The sequence below is a fragment of the Sinisalibacter lacisalsi genome, from assembly GCF_014640115.1.
In the GTDB taxonomy this organism is placed as follows: Bacteria; Pseudomonadota; Alphaproteobacteria; order Rhodobacterales; family Rhodobacteraceae; genus Sinisalibacter; species Sinisalibacter lacisalsi.
Genome location: NZ_BMGI01000005.1, coordinates 188,237 through 214,041 on the forward strand (window position 1 = coordinate 188,237; position 25,805 = coordinate 214,041).

At 66.5% G+C, this 25,805-nt stretch carries 30 protein-coding genes; 14 read left to right on the plus strand and 16 right to left on the minus strand.

What is annotated here, in order from left to right; all coding sequences use genetic code 11:
- The first annotated feature begins 19 nt into the window (after positions 1-19).
- Entirely contained in the window at positions 20-1,240 is a 1,221-nt protein-coding gene (locus IEW01_RS14925; protein ID WP_188529169.1) for a DegT/DnrJ/EryC1/StrS family aminotransferase, read from the plus strand.
- 17 nt (positions 1,241-1,257) lie between these two features.
- Here IEW01_RS14925 and phaZ read toward each other — a convergent pair whose 3' ends face one another.
- Positions 1,258-2,559: a polyhydroxyalkanoate depolymerase gene (gene phaZ / locus IEW01_RS14930; protein ID WP_188529171.1), complete on the minus strand. Its 1,302-nt coding sequence runs from the start codon at positions 2,557-2,559 to the stop codon at positions 1,258-1,260.
- Between the two features lie 138 nt (positions 2,560-2,697).
- Here phaZ and phaC point away from each other — a divergent pair, with 138 nt between their 5' ends.
- From phaC to IEW01_RS14950, 4 genes are all read left to right on the plus strand, one after another.
- Entirely contained in the window at positions 2,698-4,470 is a 1,773-nt protein-coding gene (gene phaC, locus IEW01_RS14935; protein ID WP_229738298.1) for a class I poly(R)-hydroxyalkanoic acid synthase, read from the plus strand.
- Positions 4,471-4,609: 139 nt separating this feature from the next.
- Positions 4,610-5,053 carry a Phasin gene (locus tag IEW01_RS14940; protein ID WP_188529175.1) on the plus strand — a complete coding sequence of 148 codons (444 nt, stop codon included), beginning with the start codon at positions 4,610-4,612 and terminating at the stop codon, positions 5,051-5,053.
- A gap of 188 nt (positions 5,054-5,241) precedes the next feature.
- Entirely contained in the window at positions 5,242-5,805 is a 564-nt protein-coding gene (gene phaR / locus IEW01_RS14945; RefSeq protein ID WP_188529177.1) for a polyhydroxyalkanoate synthesis repressor PhaR, read from the plus strand.
- 42 nt (positions 5,806-5,847) lie between these two features.
- Positions 5,848-6,801, plus strand: coding sequence for a LysR family transcriptional regulator (locus IEW01_RS14950; RefSeq protein WP_188529179.1), 954 nt, complete (start codon positions 5,848-5,850; stop codon positions 6,799-6,801).
- 3 nt (positions 6,802-6,804) lie between these two features.
- Here IEW01_RS14950 and IEW01_RS14955 read toward each other — a convergent pair whose 3' ends face one another.
- Both IEW01_RS14955 and IEW01_RS14960 read right to left on the minus strand, forming a co-directional pair.
- Positions 6,805-7,515, minus strand: coding sequence for an alpha/beta fold hydrolase (locus IEW01_RS14955; RefSeq protein ID WP_188529181.1), 711 nt, complete (start codon positions 7,513-7,515; stop codon positions 6,805-6,807).
- Positions 7,512-8,255 carry an alpha/beta fold hydrolase gene (locus IEW01_RS14960; RefSeq protein WP_188529183.1) on the minus strand — a complete coding sequence of 248 codons (744 nt, stop codon included), beginning with the start codon at positions 8,253-8,255 and terminating at the stop codon, positions 7,512-7,514. Before IEW01_RS14960 ends, IEW01_RS14955 begins: the two co-directional genes overlap by 4 nt.
- A 196-nt stretch (positions 8,256-8,451) precedes the next feature.
- On the opposite strand from IEW01_RS14960, the gene thrS reads away from it, so the two are divergent.
- The 5 genes from thrS (at position 8,452) to IEW01_RS14985 (ending at position 13,073) form a co-directional block, all read left to right on the plus strand.
- Entirely contained in the window at positions 8,452-10,401 is a 1,950-nt protein-coding gene (gene thrS, locus IEW01_RS14965; protein ID WP_188529185.1) for a threonine--tRNA ligase, read from the plus strand.
- 210 nt (positions 10,402-10,611) lie between these two features.
- On the plus strand, positions 10,612-10,911 hold the full coding sequence (locus IEW01_RS14970) for a BufA1 family periplasmic bufferin-type metallophore (RefSeq protein ID WP_188529187.1): 300 nt from the start codon (positions 10,612-10,614) through the stop codon (positions 10,909-10,911).
- 58 nt (positions 10,912-10,969) lie between these two features.
- Positions 10,970-11,821, plus strand: coding sequence for an MNIO family bufferin maturase (gene bufB, locus IEW01_RS14975; protein ID WP_188529189.1), 852 nt, complete (start codon positions 10,970-10,972; stop codon positions 11,819-11,821).
- A complete protein-coding gene (locus IEW01_RS14980) occupies positions 11,818-12,543 on the plus strand; it encodes an HvfC/BufC N-terminal domain-containing protein (protein ID WP_188529191.1) in 726 nt (241 codons plus the stop codon). Before bufB ends, IEW01_RS14980 begins: the two co-directional genes overlap by 4 nt.
- Positions 12,540-13,073 carry a DoxX family protein gene (locus IEW01_RS14985; RefSeq protein WP_188529193.1) on the plus strand — a complete coding sequence of 178 codons (534 nt, stop codon included), beginning with the start codon at positions 12,540-12,542 and terminating at the stop codon, positions 13,071-13,073. The genes IEW01_RS14980 and IEW01_RS14985 overlap by 4 nt, the downstream gene beginning before the upstream one ends.
- Here the strand turns inward: IEW01_RS14985 and IEW01_RS14990 are convergent.
- Entirely contained in the window at positions 13,062-13,430 is a 369-nt protein-coding gene (locus IEW01_RS14990; protein ID WP_188529195.1) for a hypothetical protein, read from the minus strand. The two genes, IEW01_RS14985 and IEW01_RS14990, sit on opposite strands and share 12 nt — an antisense overlap.
- Positions 13,431-13,457: 27 nt before the next feature.
- Positions 13,458-13,802, minus strand: coding sequence for an arsenate reductase family protein (locus IEW01_RS14995; protein ID WP_188529197.1), 345 nt, complete (start codon positions 13,800-13,802; stop codon positions 13,458-13,460).
- Between the two features lie 173 nt (positions 13,803-13,975).
- On the opposite strand from IEW01_RS14995, the gene IEW01_RS15000 reads away from it, so the two are divergent.
- Positions 13,976-14,182 (plus strand): cold-shock protein, encoded by a 207-nt coding sequence (locus tag IEW01_RS15000; protein WP_188529199.1) that lies wholly within the window; start codon positions 13,976-13,978, stop codon positions 14,180-14,182.
- Positions 14,183-14,260: 78 nt separating this feature from the next.
- Here IEW01_RS15000 and IEW01_RS15005 read toward each other — a convergent pair whose 3' ends face one another.
- Positions 14,261-14,659, minus strand: coding sequence for a DUF2177 family protein (locus IEW01_RS15005; protein WP_188529201.1), 399 nt, complete (start codon positions 14,657-14,659; stop codon positions 14,261-14,263).
- Positions 14,660-14,910: 251 nt separating this feature from the next.
- On the opposite strand from IEW01_RS15005, the gene IEW01_RS15010 reads away from it, so the two are divergent.
- Positions 14,911-15,117, plus strand: coding sequence for a cold-shock protein (locus tag IEW01_RS15010; RefSeq protein ID WP_188529203.1), 207 nt, complete (start codon positions 14,911-14,913; stop codon positions 15,115-15,117).
- A 207-nt stretch (positions 15,118-15,324) separates the two neighbouring features.
- Here the strand turns inward: IEW01_RS15010 and IEW01_RS15015 are convergent, their stop codons facing one another.
- From IEW01_RS15015 to IEW01_RS15040, 6 genes are all read right to left on the minus strand, one after another.
- Positions 15,325-16,059 (minus strand): hypothetical protein, encoded by a 735-nt coding sequence (locus tag IEW01_RS15015; RefSeq protein ID WP_188529205.1) that lies wholly within the window; start codon positions 16,057-16,059, stop codon positions 15,325-15,327.
- Positions 16,052-16,579, minus strand: a complete 528-nt coding sequence (locus tag IEW01_RS15020) for a hypothetical protein (protein ID WP_188529207.1) — start codon at positions 16,577-16,579, stop codon at positions 16,052-16,054. Before IEW01_RS15020 ends, IEW01_RS15015 begins: the two co-directional genes overlap by 8 nt.
- 42 nt (positions 16,580-16,621) lie before the next feature.
- On the minus strand, positions 16,622-17,530 hold the full coding sequence (thyX, locus tag IEW01_RS15025) for an FAD-dependent thymidylate synthase (protein WP_188529209.1): 909 nt from the start codon (positions 17,528-17,530) through the stop codon (positions 16,622-16,624).
- 128 nt (positions 17,531-17,658) lie between these two features.
- Entirely contained in the window at positions 17,659-18,156 is a 498-nt protein-coding gene (locus IEW01_RS15030; RefSeq protein WP_188529211.1) for a MarR family winged helix-turn-helix transcriptional regulator, read from the minus strand.
- A 109-nt stretch (positions 18,157-18,265) separates the two neighbouring features.
- Positions 18,266-18,535: an FAD assembly factor SdhE gene (locus IEW01_RS15035; protein WP_188529213.1), complete on the minus strand. Its 270-nt coding sequence runs from the start codon at positions 18,533-18,535 to the stop codon at positions 18,266-18,268.
- Positions 18,532-18,933 carry a helix-turn-helix domain-containing protein gene (locus IEW01_RS15040; RefSeq protein ID WP_188529215.1) on the minus strand — a complete coding sequence of 134 codons (402 nt, stop codon included), beginning with the start codon at positions 18,931-18,933 and terminating at the stop codon, positions 18,532-18,534. Before IEW01_RS15040 ends, IEW01_RS15035 begins: the two co-directional genes overlap by 4 nt.
- Positions 18,934-19,014: 81 nt before the next feature.
- On the opposite strand from IEW01_RS15040, the gene IEW01_RS15045 reads away from it, so the two are divergent.
- A complete protein-coding gene (locus IEW01_RS15045; protein ID WP_188529217.1) occupies positions 19,015-20,217 on the plus strand; it encodes a pyridoxal phosphate-dependent aminotransferase in 1,203 nt (400 codons plus the stop codon).
- Positions 20,218-20,314: 97 nt separating this feature from the next.
- Positions 20,315-20,719: a hypothetical protein gene (locus IEW01_RS15050; RefSeq protein ID WP_188529219.1), complete on the plus strand. Its 405-nt coding sequence runs from the start codon at positions 20,315-20,317 to the stop codon at positions 20,717-20,719.
- 77 nt (positions 20,720-20,796) lie between these two features.
- Here IEW01_RS15050 and IEW01_RS15055 read toward each other — a convergent pair whose 3' ends face one another.
- The 4 genes from IEW01_RS15055 to IEW01_RS15070 form a co-directional block, all read right to left on the minus strand.
- On the minus strand, positions 20,797-21,981 hold the full coding sequence (locus tag IEW01_RS15055) for a CapA family protein (protein ID WP_188529221.1): 1,185 nt from the start codon (positions 21,979-21,981) through the stop codon (positions 20,797-20,799).
- A gap of 66 nt (positions 21,982-22,047) precedes the next feature.
- Positions 22,048-23,394: an MATE family efflux transporter gene (locus tag IEW01_RS15060; protein ID WP_188529223.1), complete on the minus strand. Its 1,347-nt coding sequence runs from the start codon at positions 23,392-23,394 to the stop codon at positions 22,048-22,050.
- 37 nt (positions 23,395-23,431) lie between these two features.
- Positions 23,432-24,028, minus strand: a complete 597-nt coding sequence (locus IEW01_RS15065; protein ID WP_188529225.1) for an SAM-dependent methyltransferase — start codon at positions 24,026-24,028, stop codon at positions 23,432-23,434.
- Between the two features lie 63 nt (positions 24,029-24,091).
- Complete coding sequence (locus IEW01_RS15070) at positions 24,092-25,750, minus strand: ABC transporter permease (protein ID WP_188529227.1); 1,659 nt, start codon at positions 25,748-25,750, stop codon at positions 24,092-24,094.
- Between the last annotated feature and the right edge of the window lie 55 nt (positions 25,751-25,805).

Below are 25,805 nucleotides of genomic sequence, written 5' to 3' on the forward strand. Positions count from 1 at the left end.
ACCGAAAAGGGAGAGACCCATGGCGCTGGCACCGAACGTCTACGACGCCGAACCGATCCCCGAGGCGGCACGCGCCGAGATCGACCGTTTGCTCGCCTCCGGCGACCTGTTTCGCTACACCGCGCCCGAGGATGCCCCGGTAGCGCTGCTGGAGCGCGAATTCGCCGACGCGCTGGGGGTGAAATACGCGCTGGCGGTGGCCTCCTGCTCGGCGGCGCTGTTTCTGGCCCTGAAGGCGCTGGATCTGCCGCGCGATGCGCGCGTTCTGGTCCCGGCCTTCACCTTCGCGGCCGTGCCTTCGGCGGTGGTGCATGCCGATTGCGTGCCGGTGCTGGTGGAGGTGGGTGAGAACTACCGCATCGACATGGCCGACTTCGAGGCCAAGCTCACCGACGACATCGAAGCCGTCATCATCAGCCACATGCGCGGCCACACCTCCGACATGGATGCGATCATGGCGCTGTGCGACGCGCGCGGCGTGCCGGTGGTAGAAGATGCCGCCCACAGCCTCGGCACGCTCTGGAACGGCCGCAAGATCGGCACCATCGGCAAGATCGGCGCCTTCTCGTTCCAGTCCTACAAGATGCTCAACGCCGGCGAGGGCGGCATCCTGGTGAGCGATGACGCCGAGGTGATCGCCCGCGCGGTGATCATGTCGGGCGCCTACGAGCACAACTGGAAAAAGCACAAGGGGCCGCAGGGGCAGAACTCGGCGGAACTGGCCGATGCCTTCGCGCGCTGGCAGAACCGGCTGCCGCTCTACAACACCCGGATGTCGAACCTCTCGGCCGCCGTGGTACGCCCGCAGATCGGCGAGCTTGCGCGCCGGGTGCGCGACGGCCTCGCCAACCACGACCATGTCGCGGCGCGGCTGAACTCCAGCCCCTGGATCGAGGTGCCGCCGCCGCTCGGCCCCGAAACCCGCGCGCCCGATTCGATCCAGTTCAACCTCGTCGGCATGACCGATGACGAGGTGGGGTTGTTTCAGGCGATCGCGCGCGAGCGCGGCGTGAGCGTTCAGGTGTTCGGCCTGTCGCAGGACAACGCGCGTGCCTTCTGGAACTGGCAGTTCCTGCCGGAAGATCCGGGGCCGCTGCCGATGACCCGCGCCATGCTGACGCGCGCCTGCGACACCCGCCTGCCGGTGCGGCTGCAGCGGCCGGAACTTGATTTCATCGCCGAAACGCTGCTGGGTGCGGCGGAAGGCGTGAAGGGCGCGGCGCGGGCCTACGGCACCTGAGAGGCGCGCGCCCCGGCTCAGACCGCTTTCAGCGCGGGCTTGCCGGCCTTCGTCTTGCCGCGCTTCTTGCGCGCCTGCGCGGCGTGGGCGCCGGCGTTCTGGTCGATGAACTCCAGCACCAGCGGGCGGATGTGGTTGCGCCACGACTTGCCGGCGAAGATCCCGTAATGGCCCGCGCCGATCTCGATGTAACCCGCCTTCATCTCGTCGGGCACCCCGGTGCAGAGCGGCAGCGCGGCGGCGCATTGGCCGGGCGCGGTGATATCGTCCTTCGAGCCCTCCACCGTCTTGATCGCCACGTCGGTGATCTTGCCGATGTCGATCCGGTGGCCCTTCACGGTGAAGGCGTTGCGCGCGATCTCGCGGTTCTTGAAGATGCGCTCGACGGTGGTGAGGTAGAACTCCGCCGTCATGTCCATCACCGCGAGATATTCGTCGTAGAACTTGTTGTGCTTGTCGTGCTCGCCCGCCTCGCCCTTCATCACCTTGGCGATCTGGTTGGTGAAGGCGCCGGCGTGGGTTTCGGCGTTCATCGACACGAAGCCGGCCAGCTGCATGAGCCCGGGGTAGACCATCCGCCCCGCGCCCTTGTATTTGAACCCGACGCGCTGGATCGCCAGTTCCTCGAGCTGGCCCATCGTCACCCGGCGGCCGAAATCGGTGACGTCCGTGGCCGCCACATCGGGGTCGATCGGCCCGCCGATCAGGGTGAGGGTCTGCGGCTGTGCCTCCGGATCGAGTTCGGCGAGGTAGGCGGTGGCCGCGAGGGTGAGCGGCGCGGGCTGGCACACGGCGATCACGTTGATGTCGGGCCCGAGCGCGCGCATGAACTCGACGAGGTAGATCGTGTAATCCTCGATATCGAACTTGCCTTGCGAAACCGGGATGTCGCGCGCGTTGTGCCAGTCGGTGATGTAAATCTCGGCATCGGGCAGAAGCGAGTTCACCGTCGAGCGCAGGAGCGTGGCGTAGTGGCCCGACATCGGCGCGACGAGCAGCACGCGGCGCGCTTTCTCCGGCCGGCCCTGAACCTTGAAATGCACCAGGTCGCCGAACGGCCGCTCCACCAGTTTTTCCACACTCACCACGTGATCGCGGCCGTCTTCGCCGACCACCGAGTAGATCCCCCAGTCCGGCTTGGCCACCATCCGCGCGAAGCTGCGTTCGGTCACCTCGCCCCAGGCCGCGAGCCACTGCAGCCAGGGGTTGGGCAGCGCGGCAACCGCGGGGTAGGAGCCGAAGGCCGATGCCGTCGCCCCCAGCCACTGGTTGGTGGTGCGCATCGTCTCCATCAGGTCGTAGGTCGCCATGAAGCGCATCTCGCTCCCTCCCTGTTGCCTTGCCGCACTCGGGTCAGATAGCCTGTCGCAAGGGAGAACCTTGCGGCGAATGCTGCGGGTGCGAAAGAATAGGGCGGAATCGGATTTATGACAACTGAAGACAGCGCGCCGCCACAGATGAGCGAAACGCTTGCCGCCAACATGGCCAAGATCGAGGCGCTTACCGCGCGGCTCGTCGCGGCCATGGCGCACAAAAAGGCCATTCGTCCCTCCCTGCAGGGGCCAGGCCCCGAGTTCGTCGGCAAGGCCATGGGGGCCTACTGGGCCGAGATGATGGCCAACCCGACCAAGCTCTGGGAACAGCAGCTCGAATACTGGGGCAAGACGCTGGGCCACGCGATCGAGGCGCAGCAGGCGCTGCTCGACGGCAAGGGCGCGCTGGTGCCCGAGGACGAAAGCCCGCCGGACCCGCGCTTTTCCAACCCGTTGTGGCAATCCCACCCCTGGTTCAACTACCTCAAGCAGCAGTATTTCATTTCCGCCGAGGCGATGGAAAAGGCGGTCGACGAGATCGAGGGGATCGACGAGCACGACAAGGGGCGAATGCGCTACTTCACCCACCAGATCGTCGACATGATGGCGCCGACCAACTTTCTCGCCACCAACCCCGACGCGCTGGAAAAGGCGATCGAAACCGAGGGGCAATCGCTCGTCGACGGGCTGGAGAACATGATCCGCGACCTCGAGCGGCACGACGGCGAGCTGATCGTCACGCTGTCGGACCCCGATGCCTTCAAGGTCGGCGAAAACCTCGGCACCAGCGAAGGTGCCGTGGTGTTTCGCAACCGCATGTTCGAACTGATCCAGTATGCGCCGCGCACCGACGAGGTGCACGCGATCCCGCTGGTGATCTTCCCGCCCTGGATCAACAAGTTCTACATCCTCGATCTCAAGCCCGACAACAGCCTGATCCGCTGGATCACCGAGCAGGGCTTCACCCTGTTCGTGGTCTCCTGGGTCAATCCCGATGCCTCCTATGCCGATGTCGGGCTCGCCGACTACATCGAGGAGGGCTATCTTGAGGCCATTTCCGAGGTGAAGAAGATCACCGCGCAGGAAAAGATCAACGTGGTGGGCTACTGCATCGCCGGCACCACGCTGGCGCTCACCCTGGCGCTGATGAAACAGCGCGGCGACGACAGCGTGAACGCCGCCACCTTCTTCACCGCGCTCACCGATTTTTCCGACCAGGGCGAGGTGGGGGTGTTTCTGGACGACGATTTCGTCGACGGGATCGAGGAGGAGGCGCGCGAAACCGGGCTGATGTCGTCGCTCTACATGAGCCGCACCTTCTCCTTCCTGCGCGCCAACGACCTGATCTACAAGCCCGCGATCCGCGCCTACATGATGGGCGAGGCGCCACCCGCCTTCGATCTGCTCTACTGGAACGGCGATGGCACCAACCTGCCCGGCAAGATGGCGGTGGAATACCTGCGCGGGCTGTGCCAGCAGGACGAGTTCGCCGGGCCCGGCGCGGGCTTTCCGCTGCTCGGCCACCGGCTCAAGATCACCGACGTGACCCTGCCGCTCTGCGCCGTGGCCTGCGAGACCGACCATATCGCGGCGTGGCGGTCGAGCTATCGGGGCATCCGCGCGATGGGGGCGGAAGACAAGACCTTCATCCTCTCCGAATCCGGCCATATCGCCGGTATCGTCAACCCGCCGTCTAAGAAGAAATACGGCCACTACACCAACGAATCCTGGCCGGAAAACCCAGACGACTGGCGCGCGGGCGCCACGTTTCACCAGGGCACGTGGTGGTTTCGCTGGGGCGAATGGCTGGCGGCGCGCTCGGGCGAGATGGTTCCGGCCCGCACCCCCGGTGATTCGGAGCACCCGGTGCTCGCCCCGGCCCCCGGCACCTATGTCGTGGCCCGGCCAAATACCTGATTTTCCCGGCGTTTGACGCGACGGAAACCCGGCAAATGCTGCAGTGCAGAAAAAGCTTGATTTTCTGCACTGCAGCATGCATATTCCTTGCAGATGCAGAATTCACCGGGCGAGGCCCGGCAAATGATTGGAGATCACCATGGCGAAGACGAATGATTACACCAAGATGTTCCAGGACATGATGGGCGCGTTCCCGATGGACATGTCGGCAATGGAAGACGCCTTCAAGTCGCAGGCCGCGATGGGCGAGAAATTCTCGAAGATGGCGATCGACGCCGCCAACCAGTCAGTCGAGATCTCGACCAAGTGGACGAAAGACACGCTGGGCAAGATCGGCGAAGTCACCACCGTCAAGACCGAGGCCGCCGACTACGGCAAGGCGATGACCGATTTCGCCTCGGCCCAGGCCGAAATGGCCGCCGAGAACATGTCGGCCTTCGCCGAGGTGGCCAAGAAGGTCCAGATGGATACCGTCGAGCTGATGCTCGCCGCCGGCAAGGACATGGGCGCCGAAGCTTCGGCCGCGATGAAGAACGCGACCGATGAGGCGACCAAGGCGGCGAAGAAAGCCACCGCGAAGTAAGACTTCCTCCTCAGCTGGTCGCCTCCCGGCCAGCCGTCGTGAAGGGCGAGCCAATGGCTCGCCCTTTTTCCTTGCGCGCGCCCTTCCCGGCCGCGCAAGCGATGGGGTGCTTGCTTTTCGTTTCAGCCGTAACGTAGGGTTGTTTCTGCAACGGCGAAGAGCCGCGACCAACGAGGGAGGACGCCCGAGTGGCAAAGGACAGCGACACGCTTCTGATCAAGCGCTATGCCAGCCGAAGGCTCTACAACACCGAAACGTCGGATTACGTGACGCTCGACGATATCGCGGGCTTCATCCGCGACGGCCGCGAAGTGCAGATCATCGACCTCAAATCCGGCGACGATCTCACCCGGCAATACCTGCTGCAGATCATCGCCGAACACGAGAGCCGGGGCGAAAGCGTGCTGCCGATCGACGTGCTCACCGACCTGGTGCGCTCCTACACGACGCAGGCGCAAAGCGTGGTGCCGCAATTCCTCGCCGCCTCCTTCGAGATGCTGCGCGAGGGCCAGTCGAAGATGATGGAGAACATCGGCCAGATCCCCAACCCGATGGCTGGCATGCCCGGCTTCGAGGCGATGCAGGCGCAGCAACAGGCCTTTCTCAAGGCGATGATGCAGGGCTGGGGCAACGCCGGGTCGGAGGCCGTGCAAGACGAGGGCGAGGCGCCGGCGAAGGCCGACAAGGAGGCCGAGCTCGACGCGATCAAGAAGCAACTCGCCGAGCTGCAGGCAAAGCTCTCGGGGCTGTAACCGCCCGGACAACGCCCGCCGGAGGCGCGAAAGGCCAGCGACATGGTTGAAACCGCGGGGCGGATCACGCTTTGGGGGATCGAGGTTTTCCTCGCCATCGCCGAGGAACGTTCGATCTCGGTCGCGGCGCGCCGGCTCGGGGCAAGCCCTTCCTCGGTCAGCCAGCAACTGAGCAACCTCGAGGCCGGCCTCGGCGCGGGGCTGGTCGATCGCTCCGCCCGCCCCTTGAGCCTGACCCCGGCGGGTGAGCTGTTCCGCCGCCGGGCGCAATCCATTCTCAACGAGGCCGAGCAGGCGCGCATCGAGCTGGCCCGCGCCGACCTGGCCCGCCTCACCCGTTTTCGCCTCGGCATGATCGAGGATTTCGACGCCGACGTGACGCCCCGGCTGCTGGCCGACATGGCCGGCGACCTCACCGACACCCGCTTCCTGCTCGAGACCGGCGCCTCCCACCGTCTTGCCGACCAGCTCGACGCCCGCGCCCTCGACGTGATCGTCGCCGCCGAGATCGGCGCGCCGGCTGACTGGATGGAGGTGCACCCACTGCTTGAGGAGCCCTTCGTCGCCGCGGTGCCGCGCGGCATGGGCACCGGGCTCGACACCCTCGCCGCGCTGCCCCTCATCCTCTACACCCAACGCCACCACATGGGCCGCCAGATCGCCGAACACCTCTCGCGCCAGCACCTCACCCTCGCCCACCGCTTCGAGATGGACAGTTACCACGCGATCATGGCGATGGTGGCGGCGGGCGCGGGATGGACGATCCTGACGCCGCTCGGCGTGCTGCGCGCGATGCGCTTCGTCAACGAGGTCGAGATCGCGCCCCTGCCCTTCGCCCCGCTGTCGCGGCGGATCTCGCTCTCGGCGCGCAAGGGGGTTCTGGGCGAGATGCCGGGCGACCTCGCCCGCCGCCTCAAGCCGCTGCTATCAAGCCTGATCGTCACCCCGGCGGTGGCGCGCTATCCTTTTCTCGAGGCAGATCTGCGGCTGCTCTGAGCCTCAGCGCAGCACCATGGGCAGGTCCATCCACGCCCGCAGCGCGAGGTTGACCTTCGCCGGGCTTTCCAGCGTCGGCAGGTGCCCGGCTTCCTCGATAATCGCCAGTTCGGCATAGGGGATCAGTTCGGCCATGAAGCTGTGCCGCTTGACCGGGGTGATCTTGTCATGCGCGCCGCACAGCACCAGCGCCGGCGCACGCGTGGTGCGCAGCACCTTCTGCGCATCGGGCCGCCGCTGCAGCGCGCGCGACTGGCGGACGAAAGCCGCCACGCCGATATCGGCGGCCATCGCGTCGAGCACGGCGAGCACCTGTGCCCGCCCTGCCCCGGGCGCGAGGTTGTCGGGCGGCAGCGCCCCGCGCAGCGCCTCGCCGAAGTTGCCCGACTGCGCCTTGACGATCTGCGGCTCGCGCCAGGCCGCCTGCTCGGGCGTTTCCGGCAGCGGCGTGGTGGAAATCAGCGCGATCCGCGTCACCCGATCGGGCACCCGGCGCAGGATTTCCATCGCGACGATGCCACCCATCGAGATCCCGGCCAGGGCGAAGCGCGGCGGCGCGTGATGCACCGCCTCCGCCGCCATCTCGCGGATGCTTTCGCCCTTGGTGACCTGCGCCACCTGCACGGTGAAATCGCGGCTGAGATCGTTGATCTGCGGCCCGAACACCCGCGCGTCGCACATCATGCCGGGCACGAGGAGGATCGGCTCGCTCACCCGATCACCTCTTCGACCGCGCGTTCGACAAGCGCGAGGCACTCGGGGCTGGAAAACCGGTGATCGGCGCCCTTCACGAAGGTCAGCCGAACGTCGTCGCCCGAGATGTGATCGAGCAGCCGGAGCGCAACCGCGCGCTCCACCGCCTCGTCCTCGGTGCCCTGCAACAGCCGCACCGGGAACGGCATCGCCAGCGCCTCGCGCAGCACGAGATGCCGGCGGCCGTCCTCGATCAGCCGCCGCGTGATCGGGTAGGGATCGCCGTAGTCGGAGGGCAGGTGCACCAGCCCCTCCGCCATCAGCCGCGCCCGTTCATCTGCCGAGAAATCGCGCCACATGCTGTCTTCGGTGAAGTCCGGAGCCGCGGCGATTCCAACAAAACCGGCAACTTTCGAGGGGATTTCGCGGATCAGGATTGCAGAAATCCAACCTCCCATGGATGAGCCCACCAACACCTGCGGCCCCTCGGTGACCGCCTCGATCACCGCCCTCGCGTCGGCCGCCCAGTCGCCGATGCAGCCCTCGGCGAAGCTGCCCGAACTTTGGCCGTGGCCCGAGTAGTCGAACCGCAGAAAGGCCCGGCCACTGGCCCGCGCCCAATCCTCCAGCGCCAGCGCCTTGGTGCCTTCCATGTCGGACATGAAACCGCCGAGAAACACCACGCCCGGCCCGGCGCCCGCCGTCCGGTGATAGGCGATCCGCCGCCCTGCCTCGGTGGTGAGAAAATCCGGTTCGCTCATCGCGGCCCCCTGTTTCGGTGGCGATCCTGCCGCAAGGGGCGCGGCTTGGAAAGGGGCCATCCGGAGGGGGGCGGGGTTTCGCCGGGCGGCAAGGCCGCTGCGGCGTTGACTTCCGGCCACCGCGGAGGCACATGGGGGCGCACAAAACCCGCAACCGGGCGTTCCGTGGGCGCCAAACCGACGAGGAGAGAGCCTTATGGCCCAGATTTCCCTGACCTTCCCCGATGGCAATGCGAAACAGTTCGAGGCCGGGATCACCCCCGCCGAGGTTGCCGCCGGGATTTCCAATTCGCTGGCCAAGAAGGCGATTTCCGCCACCGTGAACGGCAAGCATTACGATCTGCAATGGCCGATCGACGAGGATGCCGCCATCGCCATCCACACGATGAAAGACGAGGCCCAGGCGCTCGAACTGGTCCGCCACGACGCCGCCCATATCATGGCGCGCGCGGTGCAGGAGATCTGGCCCGAGGTGAAGGTCACCATCGGCCCGGTGATCGAGAACGGCTGGTATTACGATTTCGACCGCGAGGAGCCGTTCACGCCGGAGGATCTCGGCCAGATCGAGGCGAAGATGAAAGAGATCATCAACCGCCGCGATCCGGTGACCACCGAGGTCTGGGACCGCGACCGCGCGATCAAGTATTACGAGGCCAACAACGAGCCCTACAAGGTCGAGTTGGTGAACGCGATTCCCGATGACGGGCAGCCGATCCGGATGTACTGGCACGGCCACTGGCAGGATCTGTGCCGCGGCCCGCACCTGCAGCACACCGGCCAGATCCCCGCCGACGCCTTCAAGCTGATGAAGGTGGCCGGCGCCTACTGGCGCGGCGACAGCAACCGGCCGATGCTCCAGCGCATCTACGGCGTCGGCTTTCTCAACCGCGACGGGCTGAAGAAATACCTTACCTTTCTCGAAGAGGCCGAGAAGCGCGATCACCGCCGCCTCGGCCGCGAGATGGACCTGTTCCACATCCAGGAGGAAGCCCCCGGCCAGATCTTCTGGCACCCGAACGGCTGGCGGATCTACACCACGCTGCAGGACTACATGCGCCGGCAGCAGGAAAAGGGCGGTTACGTCGAGGTCAACACCCCGCAGGTGATCGACCGCAAGCTCTGGGAAGCCTCGGGGCACTGGGAGAAATACCAGGACAACATGTTCATCGTCGAGGTCGACGAGGAACATGCCCGCGAGAAGACGATGAACGCGCTCAAACCGATGAACTGCCCGGGTCACGTGCAGATCTTCAACCAGGGCCTCAAGTCCTACCGCGACCTGCCGCTCAGGATCGCCGAATTCGGCTCCTGCAACCGCTACGAGCCCTCCGGCGCGCTGCATGGCATCATGCGGGTGCGCGGCTTCGTGCAGGACGACGCCCATATCTTCTGCACCGAGAGCCAGATCGAGGCCGAGACGAAGAAATTCATCGACTTCCTCGCCAAGGTCTACGCCGATCTCGGCTTCGAAGACTGGACGGTGAAGTTCTCCGACCGGCCCGAGAAGCGCGCCGGTGGCGACGAGGTCTGGGACAAGGCCGAGGCGGCGCTGGCGCAAGCCACCAAGGCGGCGGGCTATGACTACGAGGTCAACCCCGGCGAGGGCGCGTTCTACGGGCCGAAGCTGGAATTCGTGCTCACCGACGCAATCGGGCGCGATTGGCAGCTGGGCACCTTGCAGGTGGATTTCGTCCTGCCCGAGCGGCTCGACGCCAATTACATCGGCGAAGACGGCGCCAAGCACCGCCCGGTGATGCTGCATCGCGCCACGCTGGGCAGCTTCGAGCGCTTCATCGGCATCCTGATCGAGGAACACGCCGGGCGCCTGCCGTTCTGGATCGCGCCGCGGCAGGTGGTGGTGGCCTCGATCGTGTCGGACGCCGACGATTTCGTGCACGAGGTGGTCGAGACGCTGAAGGCCGCGGGCGTGCGGGCCGAGGCCGACGTGCGCAACGAGAAGATCAACTACAAGGTCCGCGAGCATTCCGTGGGCAAGGTGCCGGTGATCCTCGCGATCGGCATGAAGGAAGTCGAGGAGCGCACCGTGTCGTTGCGCAGGCTGGGCGAGAAACACACCCGGGTTGTTGCACTCGACGAGGTCGTCGCCGATCTGGCAGCCGAGGCAACGCCGCCCGACCTGCGCTAGATCACGCGCTTCAAAGCACTGATGCCAAATGAAAAAGGCGGCCTTGGGGCCGCCTTCTTCACGCGTCAATTCAATCTTTCGTATGTTTCAGAACGTCACTCCACGGTGCGACACGCGGCCGTGAATGGCGCGTGACATGCAGCAGCCGCTAGCCTCCCCCCATCGCCAATACGTGCGATCTTGAAAACTGGTTCAATCGAGGAGGACCCCATGAACAAGCCGACGAAATCCCTGAGCGTTGCCGCCGCCGTCGCCACCGCGCTCGCCGCTCACGCCCTGCCTGCCCAGGCGCAGGAAAACGAGAAGTGCTTCGGCATCTCGCTGGCCGGCAAGAACGACTGCGCCGCCGGGCCCGGCACCACCTGCGCCGGAACGTCGACCGTCGACTACCAGGGCAATGCCTGGACGCTGGTGCCCGCCGGGGCCTGCGAGGGCGTGGCCTGGGAGAAGATCCTGCCCGAAGGCCGCGACGGCTCGCTGGAAGCGCTCGAGCGCGACGTGCCGGCGTAATCCCGCATCGAACCGCCCCCGGGCTGCGCTGGCCCGGGGGCAGACCCCGGAGGCCCCGATGTTCGACACGTCCCCGCCCAGTCTGCCCGCCGCCCCCGGCGTTGGCTACAAACCGCAGCATTACAGCGACATCCTCGCCGATCCCGGCGCTGTCGGCTGGCTCGAGGTGCACGCCGAGAACTACATGGGCGACGGTGGCCGACCGCTGGCGCAACTGCGCGCGCTGGCCGACCGCTTCGCGATCTCGGTCCACGGCGTCGGGCTGTCGATCGGCGGCGAAGATCCGCTCGACCGCGCCCATCTTGACCGGCTGAAGCGCCTCGTTGACTGGCTCACCCCCGCGAGCTTTTCCGAACATCTCGCCTGGTCAAGCCACGGCGGCACCTTCTTCAACGATCTCCTGCCGCTGCCCTACACCGAGGCCACCCTTGCCCGCGTCGCCGATCATATCGCCGAGGTGCAAGACGCGCTCGGGCGGCGGATGCTGCTGGAGAACCCGGCGACCTACCTCGACTTCGACGAAACCACGCTGGCCGAGACCGACTTTCTCGCCGAACTGGTGCACCGCACCGGCTGCGGGCTGCTGCTCGACGTCAACAATGTCTTCGTCGCCTGCACCAACCGGGGCGAGCGCCCGGAGGCCTATATCGACGCCTTCCCGGTCGAGGCGGTGGGTGAGATCCATCTCGGCGGCCACGATGCGCAGGTCGACGATCGCGGCGCGCCGCTGCTGATCGACAGCCACGGCGCCGAGGTGGTCGATCCGGTGTGGCAGCTCTATGCCCATACGCTCGCCCGCACCGGCCCGATGCCCACGCTCATCGAATGGGACAACGACGTGCCAGCCTGGCCGGTGCTCGCCGCCGAAGCGGCCCGGGCGAACGCCATGCTGGCCGAGGCGCGGCCATGAGCGACTTCGCCCCTGCCCTGCTCGACCCGACGCTCGCCATCCCGCCGGGGCTGAGCGATGCGCGCGGCGGCCCCGCCGACCGCCGCTTCGCGGTCTACCGCAACAACGTGGTGGTGAGCCTGACCGATGCGATGGCCACCGGTTTTCCGGTGATCCTCAAGCTCGTGGGCGACGAGTTCTTCCGTGCCATGGCCGGTGTATTCGTGCGCGCGCACCCGCCGGACTCGCCGGTGCTGGCGCGATATGGCGCAGCCTTCCCCGGATTTCTGGAAACCTTCGAGCCGGTGGCGCAGCTGCCCTATCTCGCCGACGTGGCGCGGCTGGAACTGGCGATGCGCGCGGCCTACCACGCCGCCGATGCCGCGCCCGTCGCCCCCGATGCGCTCGCCCACCCGCGCTTGATGGAGGCGCGGCTGCGGCTTGCGCCCGCCACCCGCGTCGTCGCCTCGCCCTACCCGATCCACGCGATCTGGCGCGCCAATACCGAAGCCGACGCCCCGCCGGCGCAAGGCGGCGCCGAGACCGTGCTCGTCACCCGCCCCGACTGGGACCCATGGCCGCGGCCGATCGCGCCCGCCGCGGCGCGCCTGATCCTCGCGCTGCTTGCCGACCTACCCTTCGCCGCGGCGCTCGAGGCCGCGGGCGACGACATCGACCTTGCGGCTACCCTCACCCTTCTGCTCGACACCAAGTCCATCATCGCCATCGAGGTGCCCGAATGATCAAAACCCTGCTCACCCGCCTCGATGCCACGGGCGACTGGCTCTTGCCGACGCTGGCACGCTTCACTTTCGCCGCCACGCTCGCAGGCTATTTCTGGGCCTCGGCGCTGACCAAGCTGGGCGACGGGTTTTTCGGCTTTCTCTCGCCCTCGCTCGGGGCCTATGCGCAGATCTTCCCCCGCGCGATGGAGGCCGCGGGCTACGACGCCACGCAGCTCGGGCTGTTCCACTGGGCCGTGGTCACCGCCGGCACGCTGGCCGAGTTCATCCTGCCGGCGCTGGTCATCCTCGGCCTTGCCACGCGGCTCGCCGGGCTGGGGATGATCGGCTTCGTGGTGGTGCAATCGCTCACCGACATCATCGGCCACGGCGCCGACGCCACCGCCATCGGCGCCTGGTTCGACCGGGTGCCCGACAGCCACATCCTCGATCAACGCCTGTTCTGGATGCTGCTGTTCGTCACCCTGATCGTGAAGGGCGCAGGGCCCCTCTCGCTCGACCGGCTGGTCGCGCGGCGGCTAGAAATGTGATTTCGGTTCGTCCGGTTTGCCCGCGGCGATCGCCAGAACGCCCGCGAGACCGGCCATGACGATGGGGAACATCGTCGCGGTGTTGAAGCTGAACGCCTGGTACATCAGGACCGCCGATATCAGCAGCAGGATGCCGCCCCAGAGCGCGCGCACCCTCGCCATCGCACCACCCGCGATCGCCAGCACCGGCGCGGCAATCGAGGTGAAGCGCACCAGCGCCGGATTGTCGAAATTGCCGAAGATCGTCTCGACGTCGGGCTGGCGTTCCACCAGCGAGGTCCAGCCGTAGCCGAACAAACCGACGATCATCCCGATGCTCCCGGCGATGATGCCCAGAACCAGTGCCGCGTTGCGCATATCAGCTCTCCTTGTACCGCGTCAGACCTAGGCACCCTCGCCCGGTTTGCCAAGCCAGCGGGCCTGGGCTTGCGCGTCCCAGCCCAGCGTGAGGCCCTCCCCGGCCTCGATCACGGGACGTTTCATCAAGGCCGGATGCGCGGAAATCAGCCGGTCGGGGGCCTCTGCGCGCTCCGTTTCCGAAAGCCCGCGCCACGTGGTCGAGCGCCGATTTACCAGCGCCTCGCCGAACTCGGCAAAAAACCTTGCGATTTCAGCCGGTTCCAGCGGCGTCTTGCGAATATCGACGAATTCCGGCCGGTGCCCCGCCGCGTCCAGCGCCCGCAGCGCCTTTTTCACCGTGTCGCAGCTCGCGATCCCGTAAACCTTCATGCCCGCCTCGCTTTCACAAAATCTTCTCTTGCGTTTTTTTACCGATTTGCCACCCTAATCGGGTGACAACAGAACTTCCAGACGACCGCTCCTTCCGGGGCAGCCGATGACTGAAGACTGGCTGCACCACCCCGTCGCAATCCCGCGGACGGGTAACACGAAGGAGAGATCGGATGGCCACTGGCACCGTGAAATGGTTCAACGCAACGAAGGGCTTCGGCTTCATCGCCCCCGATAACGGCGGCAAGGACGTTTTCGTCCATATCTCGGCCGTCGAGCGCGCCGGGCTGACCGGGCTGAAGGACGACCAGAAGGTCGAGTATGAGCTGATCGCCGGGCGCGACGGCCGTGAGTCGGCGGGCGACCTCAAGCTGCTCTGATCCGGGGCCAGCGCCCCTCGCAAGACCGAACCCCCGCGGGCAGCGTGCCAGCGGGGGTTTTTCGTGGCCGCGCCGGGCCTAGCCGATCGCCCGCGCCGCCAGCACCCCGACCCAGGCCGAAACCCCGGTGAGCACCGCGCCCCAGGCCACGTCGATCGCCACCATCTGCGGCGACCAGCGCGCCAGCGTGGCGTAATTGGTGAACTCGTAGGTGCCATAGGCCATCGCGCCGAGCAGCGCGCCGAAGATCAGCGCGTTCAGCGGCGCCCCGTCGCGCAGCGCCGGGAGCGAGACGAACCACAGCACGCCGCCGACGTAGAACAGGTAGAACAGCACCGCCGGAACGATGCGGATATCCTCGAGCAGCCAGTCGCCCAGCCGCGAGGCGAACAGCGGGCGCAGGACGTTTTTCAGCATCACGGCGTCGAGGCCGAGAAACACGAGGGCGGTGACGAGGTAGAGCACGAGAAGTTGCATCGCTGGGTCCGATCCTTTGGTTTGAACTGGTTACGCCCGGCACCGGGAACTGGATGAATCTCGCGGGGCCGGGGCGATTTTCCTTGCAATGCGCCCCGCGAGGCCCCATGTGGGGAGCGTACCACAGATCTATCTTCCCGCCTTCTATCACTAGCAGTCGGACTGAGACCTGACTGCGCTACCAAGCCGCCGCATTCCGTGGGCGGTAAGAGGGGACCACATACGTGGACCCATTGATAGGAGAAAACACGATGGCTACTGGCACCGTGAAATGGTTCAACGCAACTAAAGGCTTCGGCTTCATCGCGCCCGACAACGGCGGCAAGGACGTGTTCGTCCACATCTCGGCCGTCGAGCGCGCCGGCCTCACCGGCCTCGCCGATGACCAGAAGGTGGAATTCGAGCTCGAGTCCGGCCGTGACGGCCGCGAATCGGCTGGCGCGATCCGCCTCGCCTAAAGTTCGGCACACCGCTGAATAAGAAACCCCGCCGGGCATCGCCCCGGCGGGGTTTTTCTTTGTGTGGGCGTCGCGACGCCGTGGGGCGGTGATTGCCGGGGTGAAGTCCGGCCTGCCCCGCGTTTCGATCGGCGCGCCCCGGACAGGTTCGCGCCCGGACAGTGGGTGGGCGCGGGTCGCACCCGCGTCGCTCCGGAGGATCGGGACCTACTGATATAGCAGGAATTCTCCGTTAGTGCCTGATATCGCTTTGTACGAAATCAGGTCTGCGACATTGGACAGAAGTGCCTTGTCCTCTGGTGCCAACTCGTTCTCGTACAACGCATACTTGAATAAGCCGGGTCGGCTTTCCGTGTCCGAAAATGCCAAATACTTCGCCGCAATCGAGCCGGGATGGGCGACGACAGCGTCCACCAACGCCAACTTGTGGTCGCTCTCTATCGAAAGATCAAAAGTATGGATCTTCCCGCTCTTACCAGGATACTTGAAATCGCGCGACGTTTTGGGCTTCCATTGGGCTTTGTCCAAAATCGCTTTTGTCCTGCCGATGAGATTGCTCTCTCTCGTTGCCCCGACGCGACCGACGGCAGCGCGAGCGGCATCTGCGGCCGCATTTGCAACACTGGCCACAGCGGACCAAAGCCAGTCGCCCGAAGGCACTTCGATTGCGATCGTTTCGTCTTTTGTTTCACATCCGAATATCGATGCCGCCTGTGTCAGACTTCTTGTCAGAGATCTACCTTCCAACCCATGCAACCACGCAACCCTTGCAGCACCGCCTCCATCGTGAACGAGATACCCATCTCCGTGCCCTACAATAAAAACGTCGACTTGTTCGAATGAAGGATAAAGACAATGTGTTGACACGCGCATACCCTGATCGGTGCGTTCGCACACATCGTACGTTTCCAAAACTCTGCGTATCTGTGAACAGTCAAGCATGGCCAATACCGAAGAGCCCCGCATCCGGGAGCAAGATGGGTCTGTTGTGGGCCTCGATCCTTACATTTGTTTGGCTGCAGAACCAGAAGAACATAGCGTCTAGGTCATTCAATTCTTCATGAATTGGTCGCCTCACCGGCAAATGCCATTGCTCACTACCCCTGACAATCTCCCGGTTGTCTTCCCATGAATGGAAATGGGGGCCACATACTTGATGCGGCAAGCCCAAGCGCTGCGCCGCCGGATGGTTCGGCTTGCATACTTCCGGTGGGGCTTGGTCCACGCGAGCCACATTTTGGCCGCGAAAAATGAGGCTGATAGAGGGGAAACGGAAATCCTGATCGGGCAGGCGGAAACGTAGATGAGCTCGGGTACGGCCTGTGTCCTCTTCCGATATTGGCCAAGCGAGTTGGTAGTCTCTGTATCCCTTGGCGTGCGTCCAGTGCGGTTGAAACCCATCCAACACTTTGCTTTCGTTTGCCAGAAAACGGTCTACGTCAGAGATCTGATCGCTATCCATTGCCAAAAACGGTCTCCAATTCGATCTCCGAGGCCACCTCCCCTACCCCCTCAAAACCCCCTCGAACTCCCGCCATTCCCCCTTGGACATGCCGGAGTTTTCCTGCGTCACGGTTTCACCCTTGACCATCCGGCGGATGCAATCAAGGGCGGTGGCCGAGAGGGTGGCGCCACCCATGCGGTAGTCCTCGAAGGCCTTGTAGGCAAACGGCACCCAGTCGGCGACCACGGCGGCGATGGTTTCGGCGTAGACGCGGATTTCGTATTGCGCGTGGGGGTCGGCGCGCAGGCGCAGGAAGTGGAAGAGGTTGTGCAGGTCCACCTTCCAGTACCATTGGGTGTAGATGTTGGCGGGCAGGTTCATCCGGGCCAGTTCGCGGGCGAGGCCCTGCTGGCCGTCCTGTGAAATCATCGCCTCGTAATTGTCGTAGGCCCGCCCGGCGTCGGCTTTCAGGATTTCGAGCACGCGGGCGGCTTCCTCGTCGCCCAGCACTTCGCCCCGGCCCTGGTTGTTCACCGTCGATTGCGCGGCGAGGTGTTCGCGGGCGGGGATGTAGAATTCGCGGTCGAGGATCGAGTAGCGGGCGGAGTATTCGTTCACGTTGGCGGTGCGGTGGCGGATCCATTGCCGGGCGACGAAGACCGGCAGTTTCACGTGCAGCTTGATCTCGCACATCTCGAACGGCGTGGAGTGCCAGTGCCGCATCAGGTAGCGGATCAGCCCCTCGTCGTTCTGCACGCTCTTGGTGCCCTTGCCGTAGCTGACGCGGGCGGCCTGGCAGATCGCGGCGTCGTCGCCCATGTAGTCGATCACCCGCACCATCCCGTGGTCGAGCACCGCGTGGGCGCTGTAGAGGTGGCGCTCCATGCCGGGGGCGGTGGCGCGCAGCGTCTGGCTGGGTGATGCGCGCAGCGCGTCGATCTCGGCCTGTTGTTCCGGGCTCAGGGCCATGGCGAATCTCTCCCTCGTTGATCCGCCCCACTATATCTTGCGCAATGCGCCGACGCACCCGCGAGATCACGGAGCACGCCAGCGGGTGATGCCGGGGGGCGGCGGCGCGAGGGGCGCCGGGGGCCCGGTCAGTAGATGTAGCGGATCTGGTCGGTCCAGAAGCGTTCGATCCGCTTGAGCGCGGCGTTCGATTCGTCGAGTTGGCCCGGGCCGAGGATGGCGCGCGTTTCCAGCCCCTCGGCGTGGCGCGCGAACAGCCCCGCCACGGTTTCGCGCACCTCGCGGCCCTTCGCCGTCAGCCGCACCCGCACCGAGCGGCGATCGACCTCGGAGCGCTGGTGGTGCATGTAGCCCATCTCGACCAGCTTCTTGAGATTGTAGGAGACGTTGGAGCCCTGGTAGTAGCCGCGCGACTTGAGTTCGCCCGCGGTCACCTCGTTGTCGCCGATGTTGAACAGCAAGAGCGCCTGCACCGGGTTGATCTCGAGCATGCCGAGGCGCTCGAACTCGTCCTTGATCACGTCCAGCACCAGCCGATGCAGCCGTTCGACCAGAGCGAGCGTTTCGAGATAATCGCCGAGGTAGCCCGGCTTCAGGGCCTGCCCGATGGATGAATGCATGCTCATTCAACTCTCCACCAATTCCGTTTGAATTCGGACCTTCGGTGGAAACATCGAACATTCGGTTAAACGACGCGGAAAAAACGAGCTTTTCCGCGCCGATCCGGCACCATGGTTAACCGCGCGCCGCGGTGCCCGTGTGTTCGGCGATCTCGGCCAAAAGCGCGCTGTAGCGGCTGGGCGGCGGCACCTGGCCGGTGACCCATTGGTAGAGATCCTGGTCGTTTTCCTCGAGCAGCGCCTCGTAAAGATCGAGCCGGCCCGGCGCCATTGCGGCCAGGTGCACGCCGGCGTAGCGGCCGAGGATGATGTCCATCTCCTTGGTGCCGCGCCGGGCCGACCGCATCGCGAGCCGCTTGAGGCGGGTGGCGTGATCCTCGCTCATACCAGCGAGGCTTCCATCAGCTTCTTGAGGTTTTTCTCGAGCCGGGCGAGGCGGTTCGCGGCCTCGTCGATGTCGCCGCGCAGTTCGCGCATCTCGAGCAGCACCTGGCGCGCGTCACGGGTGAGCGCGGGTTCCACGCCCGGCGGGTCGACCCCCTCGCCATTGCCGTTGAGCAGCCACATCAGCGAGACGTTGAGCAGCCCGGCGAGCATCTGCAGCCGGTTGGCGCGCGGCTCGGAGAGGTCATTCTCCCAGGCCGCCACGGTCTTGGACTTCACGCCGAGGCGCTTGGCGAGGTCTTTCTGGCTGAGGTCGGCCGCTTCGCGGGCGGCGGCAAGGCGGTCGCCGAAGGTGGCGTGTTCGTCGGAAAACCAGTCGTCGGTGGCGATGTCGGTCATCTGTGCTCTCCCTTCGCGCTTGATCGCGCTCTGGGGTCAACCTAAGAGATGCGCGAGCAAAGCACAAATCCGGGACCGACCATGCCTTTCCTTTCCGCGACGCTCGACCGCGTCAAACCCTCGCCCACCATCGCCGTGACCACGCTCGCGCAGGAGCTCAAGGCGGCGGGGCGCGACGTGATCGGCCTTGGCGCGGGCGAGCCCGATTTCGACACGCCCGACAACATCAAGGCCGCCGCGATCGCCGCGATCAACGCGGGCAAGACGAAATACACCGCGCCCGACGGGATAGCGGAACTCAAGCAGGCGATCGTCGACAAGTTCGCCCGCGAGAACGGGCTGAGCTACACCACCCGCCAGATCAGCGTCGGCACCGGCGGCAAGCAGATCCTCTACAACGCGCTGATGGCAACGCTGAACGCCGGCGACGAGGTGATCATCCCCGCGCCCTACTGGGTGAGCTACCCCGACATGGTGCTGCTCGCCGGCGGCGAGCCCGTGGCGGTGGAATGCGGGATCGAGACCTCGTTCAAGATGACGCCCGAACAACTGGAAGCCGCGATCACGCCGCGCACGAAGTGGCTGATCTTCAACTCGCCCTCCAACCCCACCGGCGCGGGCTACACCGCCGCCGAGCTGAAGGGGCTGACGGATGTGCTGATGCGGCACCCGCATGTCTGGGTGATGTCGGACGACATGTACGAGCACCTGGTGTTCGACGATTTCACCTTCACCACGCCCGCCCAGGTCGAGCCGGAGCTCTATGACCGCACGCTGACCTGCAACGGCGTGTCGAAGGCCTACGCGATGACCGGCTGGCGGATCGGCTACGCGGGCGGGCCGGAGCAACTGATCACGGCGATGCGCAAGATCCAGAGTCAGAGCACCTCGAACCCCTGCACGATCAGCCAGTGGGCCGCCGTCGAGGCGCTGAACGGGCCGCAGGCGTTTCTTGCCGAGAACAAGGTGGTGTTCCAGCGCCGTCGCGACCTGGTGGTGGCGATGCTGAACGAGGCGGAGGGGATCACCTGCCCGACGCCAGAGGGCGCCTTCTACGTCTACCCCTCGATCGCCGGCTGCATCGGCAAGACCAGCGCGGGCGGCGCGAAGATCGAGACCGACGAGGATTTCTCCCGCGCGCTGCTGGAGGAAACCGGCGTTGCCGTGGTGTTCGGCGCGGCCTTCGGCCTCAGCCCGGCGTTCCGCGTCAGCTATGCCACCTCCGACGAGCAGCTGCGCGAGGCCTGCAGCCGGATCCAGAGGTTCTGCGCAACCCTGCGCTGATCGGCCCGCCCCCCTTGAACCGGCGCATGGGCTCGCGTTAACTGGCGGTGATCCGTGCCCGGGGCATCCGGCGCGGCGGTGAGGGACGAGCAGAGCCATGACAACCGAGTTGCCCGACTATTTCTTCCGGGTCCGCGAAAACGGCGCCTTCGTGTTCCGCGTGGATACCGAGAACCGCCATCGCCGGATCGAGATGGACCAGATCGCCGTGATCAACATCAAGAACGGCGAGGTGAAGGCGCATGGCGACCGTGACCTCAGCGAGGAAGACCGCGCCGCGATCGACGACTGGATCGAGGAGCGCAAGGCCACGCTGGCGGCGCGCGACATCGACGATATCCTGCGCACCGTCGACCACCTCAACCTCACCGCGCATTGGGCGCAGACCCGCGCCTCCGACGGCGATCTCGAGGCGGTGACCGACGCGCTGCTGCTCGCCATGCACGATCTGCGCAGCGTCCTGGTGCGCAAGAAGGCCGACCGGATGATGAAGGGCGACTGACGGCGGGGGCGGAATTCGCGACGAATTCCGAGACGAAATCCGCACGGATTTCGGGACGGTTTCCGTCCGGAAACCGGTCAGCGCGTGCAGGCGGGCGGCTGGGCGGAGAAGCCGGGGGCGACCCTTTTCAGGAAGGCTTCCGCCCGGCCGGTGCGGCCCTCGGCGCCTTTCGGGGCGATCTCGGCCCAATAGCCGCGATCGGTGAACAGCATCTCCATCGCGATCCAGCCCGCGCGCTCGGCCACCGCGCGCCCGTCGGCGCCCCGGCAGAGGTCGATCAGCGCCATGGCGCCCACCTTCGACGGCATGAAATCCTGGATCGCGACGAAATTACCGGTCGAGTAGACCACCGGGGCACCGCCGCCGCCGGGGGAGGTCAGAACCTCGAAGGGCTGCACCGCGTGGGGATGCGTGCCCACCACCGCGGTCGCTCCCGCCGCCACCAGCGCCCGGGCCAGCGCGCGTTGGTTCGCCGACGGGCTGGTGCGGTATTCCACCCCCCAATGCGGCAGCACGATCACCCCCGCAACGCCCGGATCCGCCGCCTCGCGCCGCACCAGCGCGGTGAGTTGCGCCTCGTCGCGGAAGCAGCGCAGCAGCTGGCGCTTCGGGTCGGGCAGGCCATTGGTGGAGAAGCTGCAGGCGATGAAGGCGATGGTCCCCGCCGGGGTAGCGCGGCGGTGCACGAAATCACGCGGGGCCCCTGCCGGCACGGTGCCCACCGCCGCAAGTCCGGCCTTCGCCACCTCGGCCAGCGTCATGTCGGCGCCAACGCTCCCCCGGTCCATCGCGTGGTTGTTGGCCGTGGTCACGAGATCGACCCCGGCCGCCGCGAGGTCGCGCAGCACGACCGGGTGATAGTTGAACTGCGGAAAGCCGGTGTAGACCCGGATGTCGACCCCGGGTCCGGGGTCGGGACCGATCGTGCCATCCTGCGCCACGCCGGGGGCGACCGCGCCCTCGAGGTTGGCCACCGCCACGTCGGCTGTGCGCAGGTAGCGCGCGGGCTGATGCCAGATGTTGCCAAATCCGACCTTGTAGCCATGGTCCTGCATTTGCACGTGCAGGAGCACGTCGCCCACGAAGGCGAGCCGCGCGCGCGGGCCCGAGCAGGTGTTGAGCGGCGGCGCCTCGAACTGCGGCGCGCCGGTGCAGGTGCCGGCAGGTCCGCCGGTGGCCAGCGGCGCGAGCGGCGCGCGCCCCGCCTCCGGCACACATCCCGCCAGCACGACGAGCGCGGTGATCACTGCAGCTATCCGCATCCCGCCTTCCTCCCCTGTTCCGCCAAGCCTGCCGTGCACCAAGCGACGGTCAGGACAAACCCGCGCTCAAAGCGCCGCCGCGTGCCGCCAGAACCGCGCGCTCAGCAGCACCGCCGCCGTGCCCAGCCCGGCGAGCAGGCCGAGCCAGACGCCCGCCGCGCCGAGACCGATGACGAAGCCGAGGAACCAGCCCGAGGTCATCCCCACCAGCCAGTAACTCGCCGCGGCGATCAGCATCGGCACCCGGGTATCCTGCATCCCGCGCAGCAGCGAGACAGCGATCACCTGCGTCGAATCGGCCAGCTGGAACAGCGCGGCGATCAGAAGCAGCCCCCGCCCCGTGGCGAGAATTTCCGCGCGCAGGGGTTCGCCGGGCTCGATATAGAGCCCGATCAGCACTTCGGGCAGCGCCACGAAGGCGATGACGGCGAGGCCGGCCCAACCCACCCCGAGCGTGAGCGCCGCCGCCGCCCCCTGCCGCAGGGCCGGCCCGTCGCGCCGGCCGAAGGCCCGGCCCGCGCGCACCGTGGCGGCGTTGGAAAGCCCGAGCGGCACCATGAAGGCGAGCGAGGTGATCTGCAGGACGATCCCGTGCGCGGCCAGCGGCACGGTGCCGAGCAGGCCCACGAGCAGCCCCGCCGCCGAGAACATCCCGACCTCCGCCAGCACCGTCAGCCCGACGTGCGACCCCATCGCGGTGACCTCGCCCAAGGCTTCGCGGTCGGGTCGCCAGAGCCGGGCGAAAAGATCGTGCGTCGGGAAGCGCCGCACCGCGTAAAGCACCAGCGCCGCCACCGATATGACCTGAACCCCGAGCGAGGCAATGGCCGCGCCCTTGATGCCGAGTTCCGGCGCGCCCCAGTTGCCGAAGATGAAAGCATGGTTGAAGCCGATGTTGGCCACCGCCGCCGCCACCGTGACGATCAGCTGAACCCGGGTGCGCTCCAGCGCCGACAGGTAGCTTTTCAGCACCATCACCGCGAGCGCCGGGATGATCCCCCAGCCCATGATCCGCAGGTAATCCTGGGCCCCTTCGGCCAGCACGGGATTCTGCCCGAGCAGCTGCAGGAGCGGCGCCGAGAACCACAACAGCGGCATCACCGCGAGCGCAAAGCCGGTCGAGATCCACAGCCCCATCCGGGTGACGCGACGGATCCGCACCTCGTCGTCCGCCTCCGCTGCCGCCGCCACCAGCGGCATCACCGCGAAGGCGAAGCCCGAGCCGAACAGGAAGACGACCATGTAGAGCGTGGTGGCCAGCACCAGACCGGCAAGCGCCTCGACATCATACCAGCCCAGCATCACCATATCGGTGGTGCCGATCGCCATCTGCGCCAGATGGCTGCCGATCAGCGGCAGGCCAAGCGTGAGATGAGCGCGGATCTGGTCGCGGAACGGGGTGGCGCGGGTCATGCCTTCCTTTTGCATGGCGTATCGCGCCGGGCAAGCCTCAGCCGGGTTTGCGCGCCACGAGGTCGATCAGCGCCGACATGCCGCTGTGGCCGACGCCCTCGTTGATCTCACGCTCGTAGGCGTTGAGTTCGACGATCTCCAGCCCGGCGAAGCTCTCGCGCAGCAGCGCCTCGGTGTAGAGGTTTTCCGCCACACGCGGCCCGCCGGTGCCATGGGCGATCTGTTCCGGCGTGTAGCCGTGTAGCAGGAGCACGCCGCCGGGCTTCAGGGTTTGTACCATGCCCGCGAAGATCGCATCGCGCTCGGGCGGGGCGAGGAACTGGATGAACACCGCCACCACGAGGTCAAAAGCCTCCGGCTCCCAGGGCCAGTCGAAGATGTCGGCGCAGTGAAATTCCACCGAAACGCCGCGCTCGCGGGCCAGCGCCCGGGCCTTGGCGATGGCGTTCTCGCTCGCGTCCATCGCCACGGTCTCGACCCCGCGCCCGGCCATGAACACCGCGTTGCGCCCCTCGCCATCGGCCACCGAAAGCCCGCGCGCGCCCGGCACCAGCCAGTCGGCGTGATCGACGAGAAAGCGCGCAGGCTCCTTGCCGAACACGTAGTCGGCCCCGGCGAAACGGTCATTCCACATGTCTTGTCCTCCTGAACGGCGGGCTACGTCACCGCGAACGATTCGCCAAGGGAGCTCACCGTGTTACCGGCTCACCCGCGCCGCCAGCACAACCGCAACGAGCCCGACCAGGATCACCAGCATCGCCGCGGGCGCGGCCTGCCCGATCTGTTCGAGCGAGGCCTTCTCGTAAACCCGGGTGGAGAGCGTGTTGTAGTTGAACGGCCGCAGCAGGAGCGTCGCCGGAAGTTCCTTGACGGAATCGACGAAAACGAGCAGCAGCGCGGTACCCACCGACCCCCGGATCAGCGGCACGTAGACCGAGCGCAGGGCGCCCCCCGCGCTTCGCCCGAGCGAGCGCGCGGCCATCGGCAGCGAGGGCGAAACCCGGTCCATCGCCGCCTCCGCCGCCCCTTGGGCGATGGCGAAGAAGCGCACGGAATAGGCGTAGATCACCGCGAAAGCGGTGCCGGTGAGCATCAGCCCCGGGTCCCAGCCGGTGAGGCCGAGGATCGCGTCGGCGAGCCGGTTGTCGATGCTGGCGAGCGGGATCAGGATGCCGACGCCAAGCACCGCGCCTGGCGCGGCGTAGCCGATCGTCGAGATCGGCATGATCCGGCGCGGCAGTTTCGAGTTGGTGAGCTTGACGCCGTAGACGAGGAACAGCGCGCCGATCACGGTGACGATAGCCGCGGTGCCGCCGACGAACAGGGTGTTGAGCATCGCCTGCACCAGGCCGGGCGCGAGCCAGCCCTCGGCATTGGCCAGCGCGTGCCACAGGATCACCCCGGCGGGCAGGATGAAGCCCACCGCGAAGGGCACGACGCACAGCGCCGTCGCCATCCAGCCCTGCCAGCCGGTGAGGCGGATGGTTTCCACCGGGCTGCTGTGCCGGGCGGTCTGGTAGAAACGGCTTTTCGACCGGCTCGCCTTCTCGATCGCCATCAGCGCGAGCACGAGGACGAGGATCACCATGGCGAGCTGCGCCGCGCCGCCGGCGTTGCGCATTTCAAGCCAGGTGGTGAAGATGCCGGTGGTGAGCGTCTGCACCGCGAAGAAATCGACGACACCGAAGTCGGCCACGGTTTCCATCATCACGATGGCGGTGCCGGCGGCGATGGCGGGGCGGGCCAGCGGCAGGCCGACGCGCCAGAACCGTGCGAAGGGCCCCGCGCCGAGCGCCCGGGCGACCTCGTAGATCCCGCCCGATTGTTCGCGAAAGGCGGTGCGCGCGAGCAGGTAGACGTAGGGGTTGAGCGCCGCGGCCAGCACGATCACCGCCGCCCAGCGCGACCGGATCTCGGGGAACCAGTAGTCGCGCGCGTCCTGCCAGCCCATCAGCCCGCGCAGGCCGGTTTGCACCGGGCCGGAGTATTCGAGGAAATCGACGAGGGCATAGGCCCCGACGTAGGCCGGGATCGCCAGCGGAAACAGCAACAGCCATTCGAGGTAGCGCGACCCGGGGAAGCGGTAGGTCGCGATCAGCCAGGCCGCGCCGGTCCCGACCACCGCCGCCAGCAACGCCACCGACCCGGCGATCAGCGCGGTGTTGGAAATGTAGCGCGGCAGCGTCGTGGCCATGAGGTGCGGCCAGACGTTGTCTTCGGGGTTCAGCGCCATCCACAGAACGGCGAGGATCGGCCCGACCACCGCGAGCCCGATCACCAGCGCACCGATCGACCACGGGCTCGGGCGGCGCAGCCCCGGACGGGGCAGGGAAACTTGAGTCTTTTCGTCGGCCATCGTCGCCCCTTATAACCGGTTTATCTAGACGGAAAACCCGGTATATTGCAGGGAA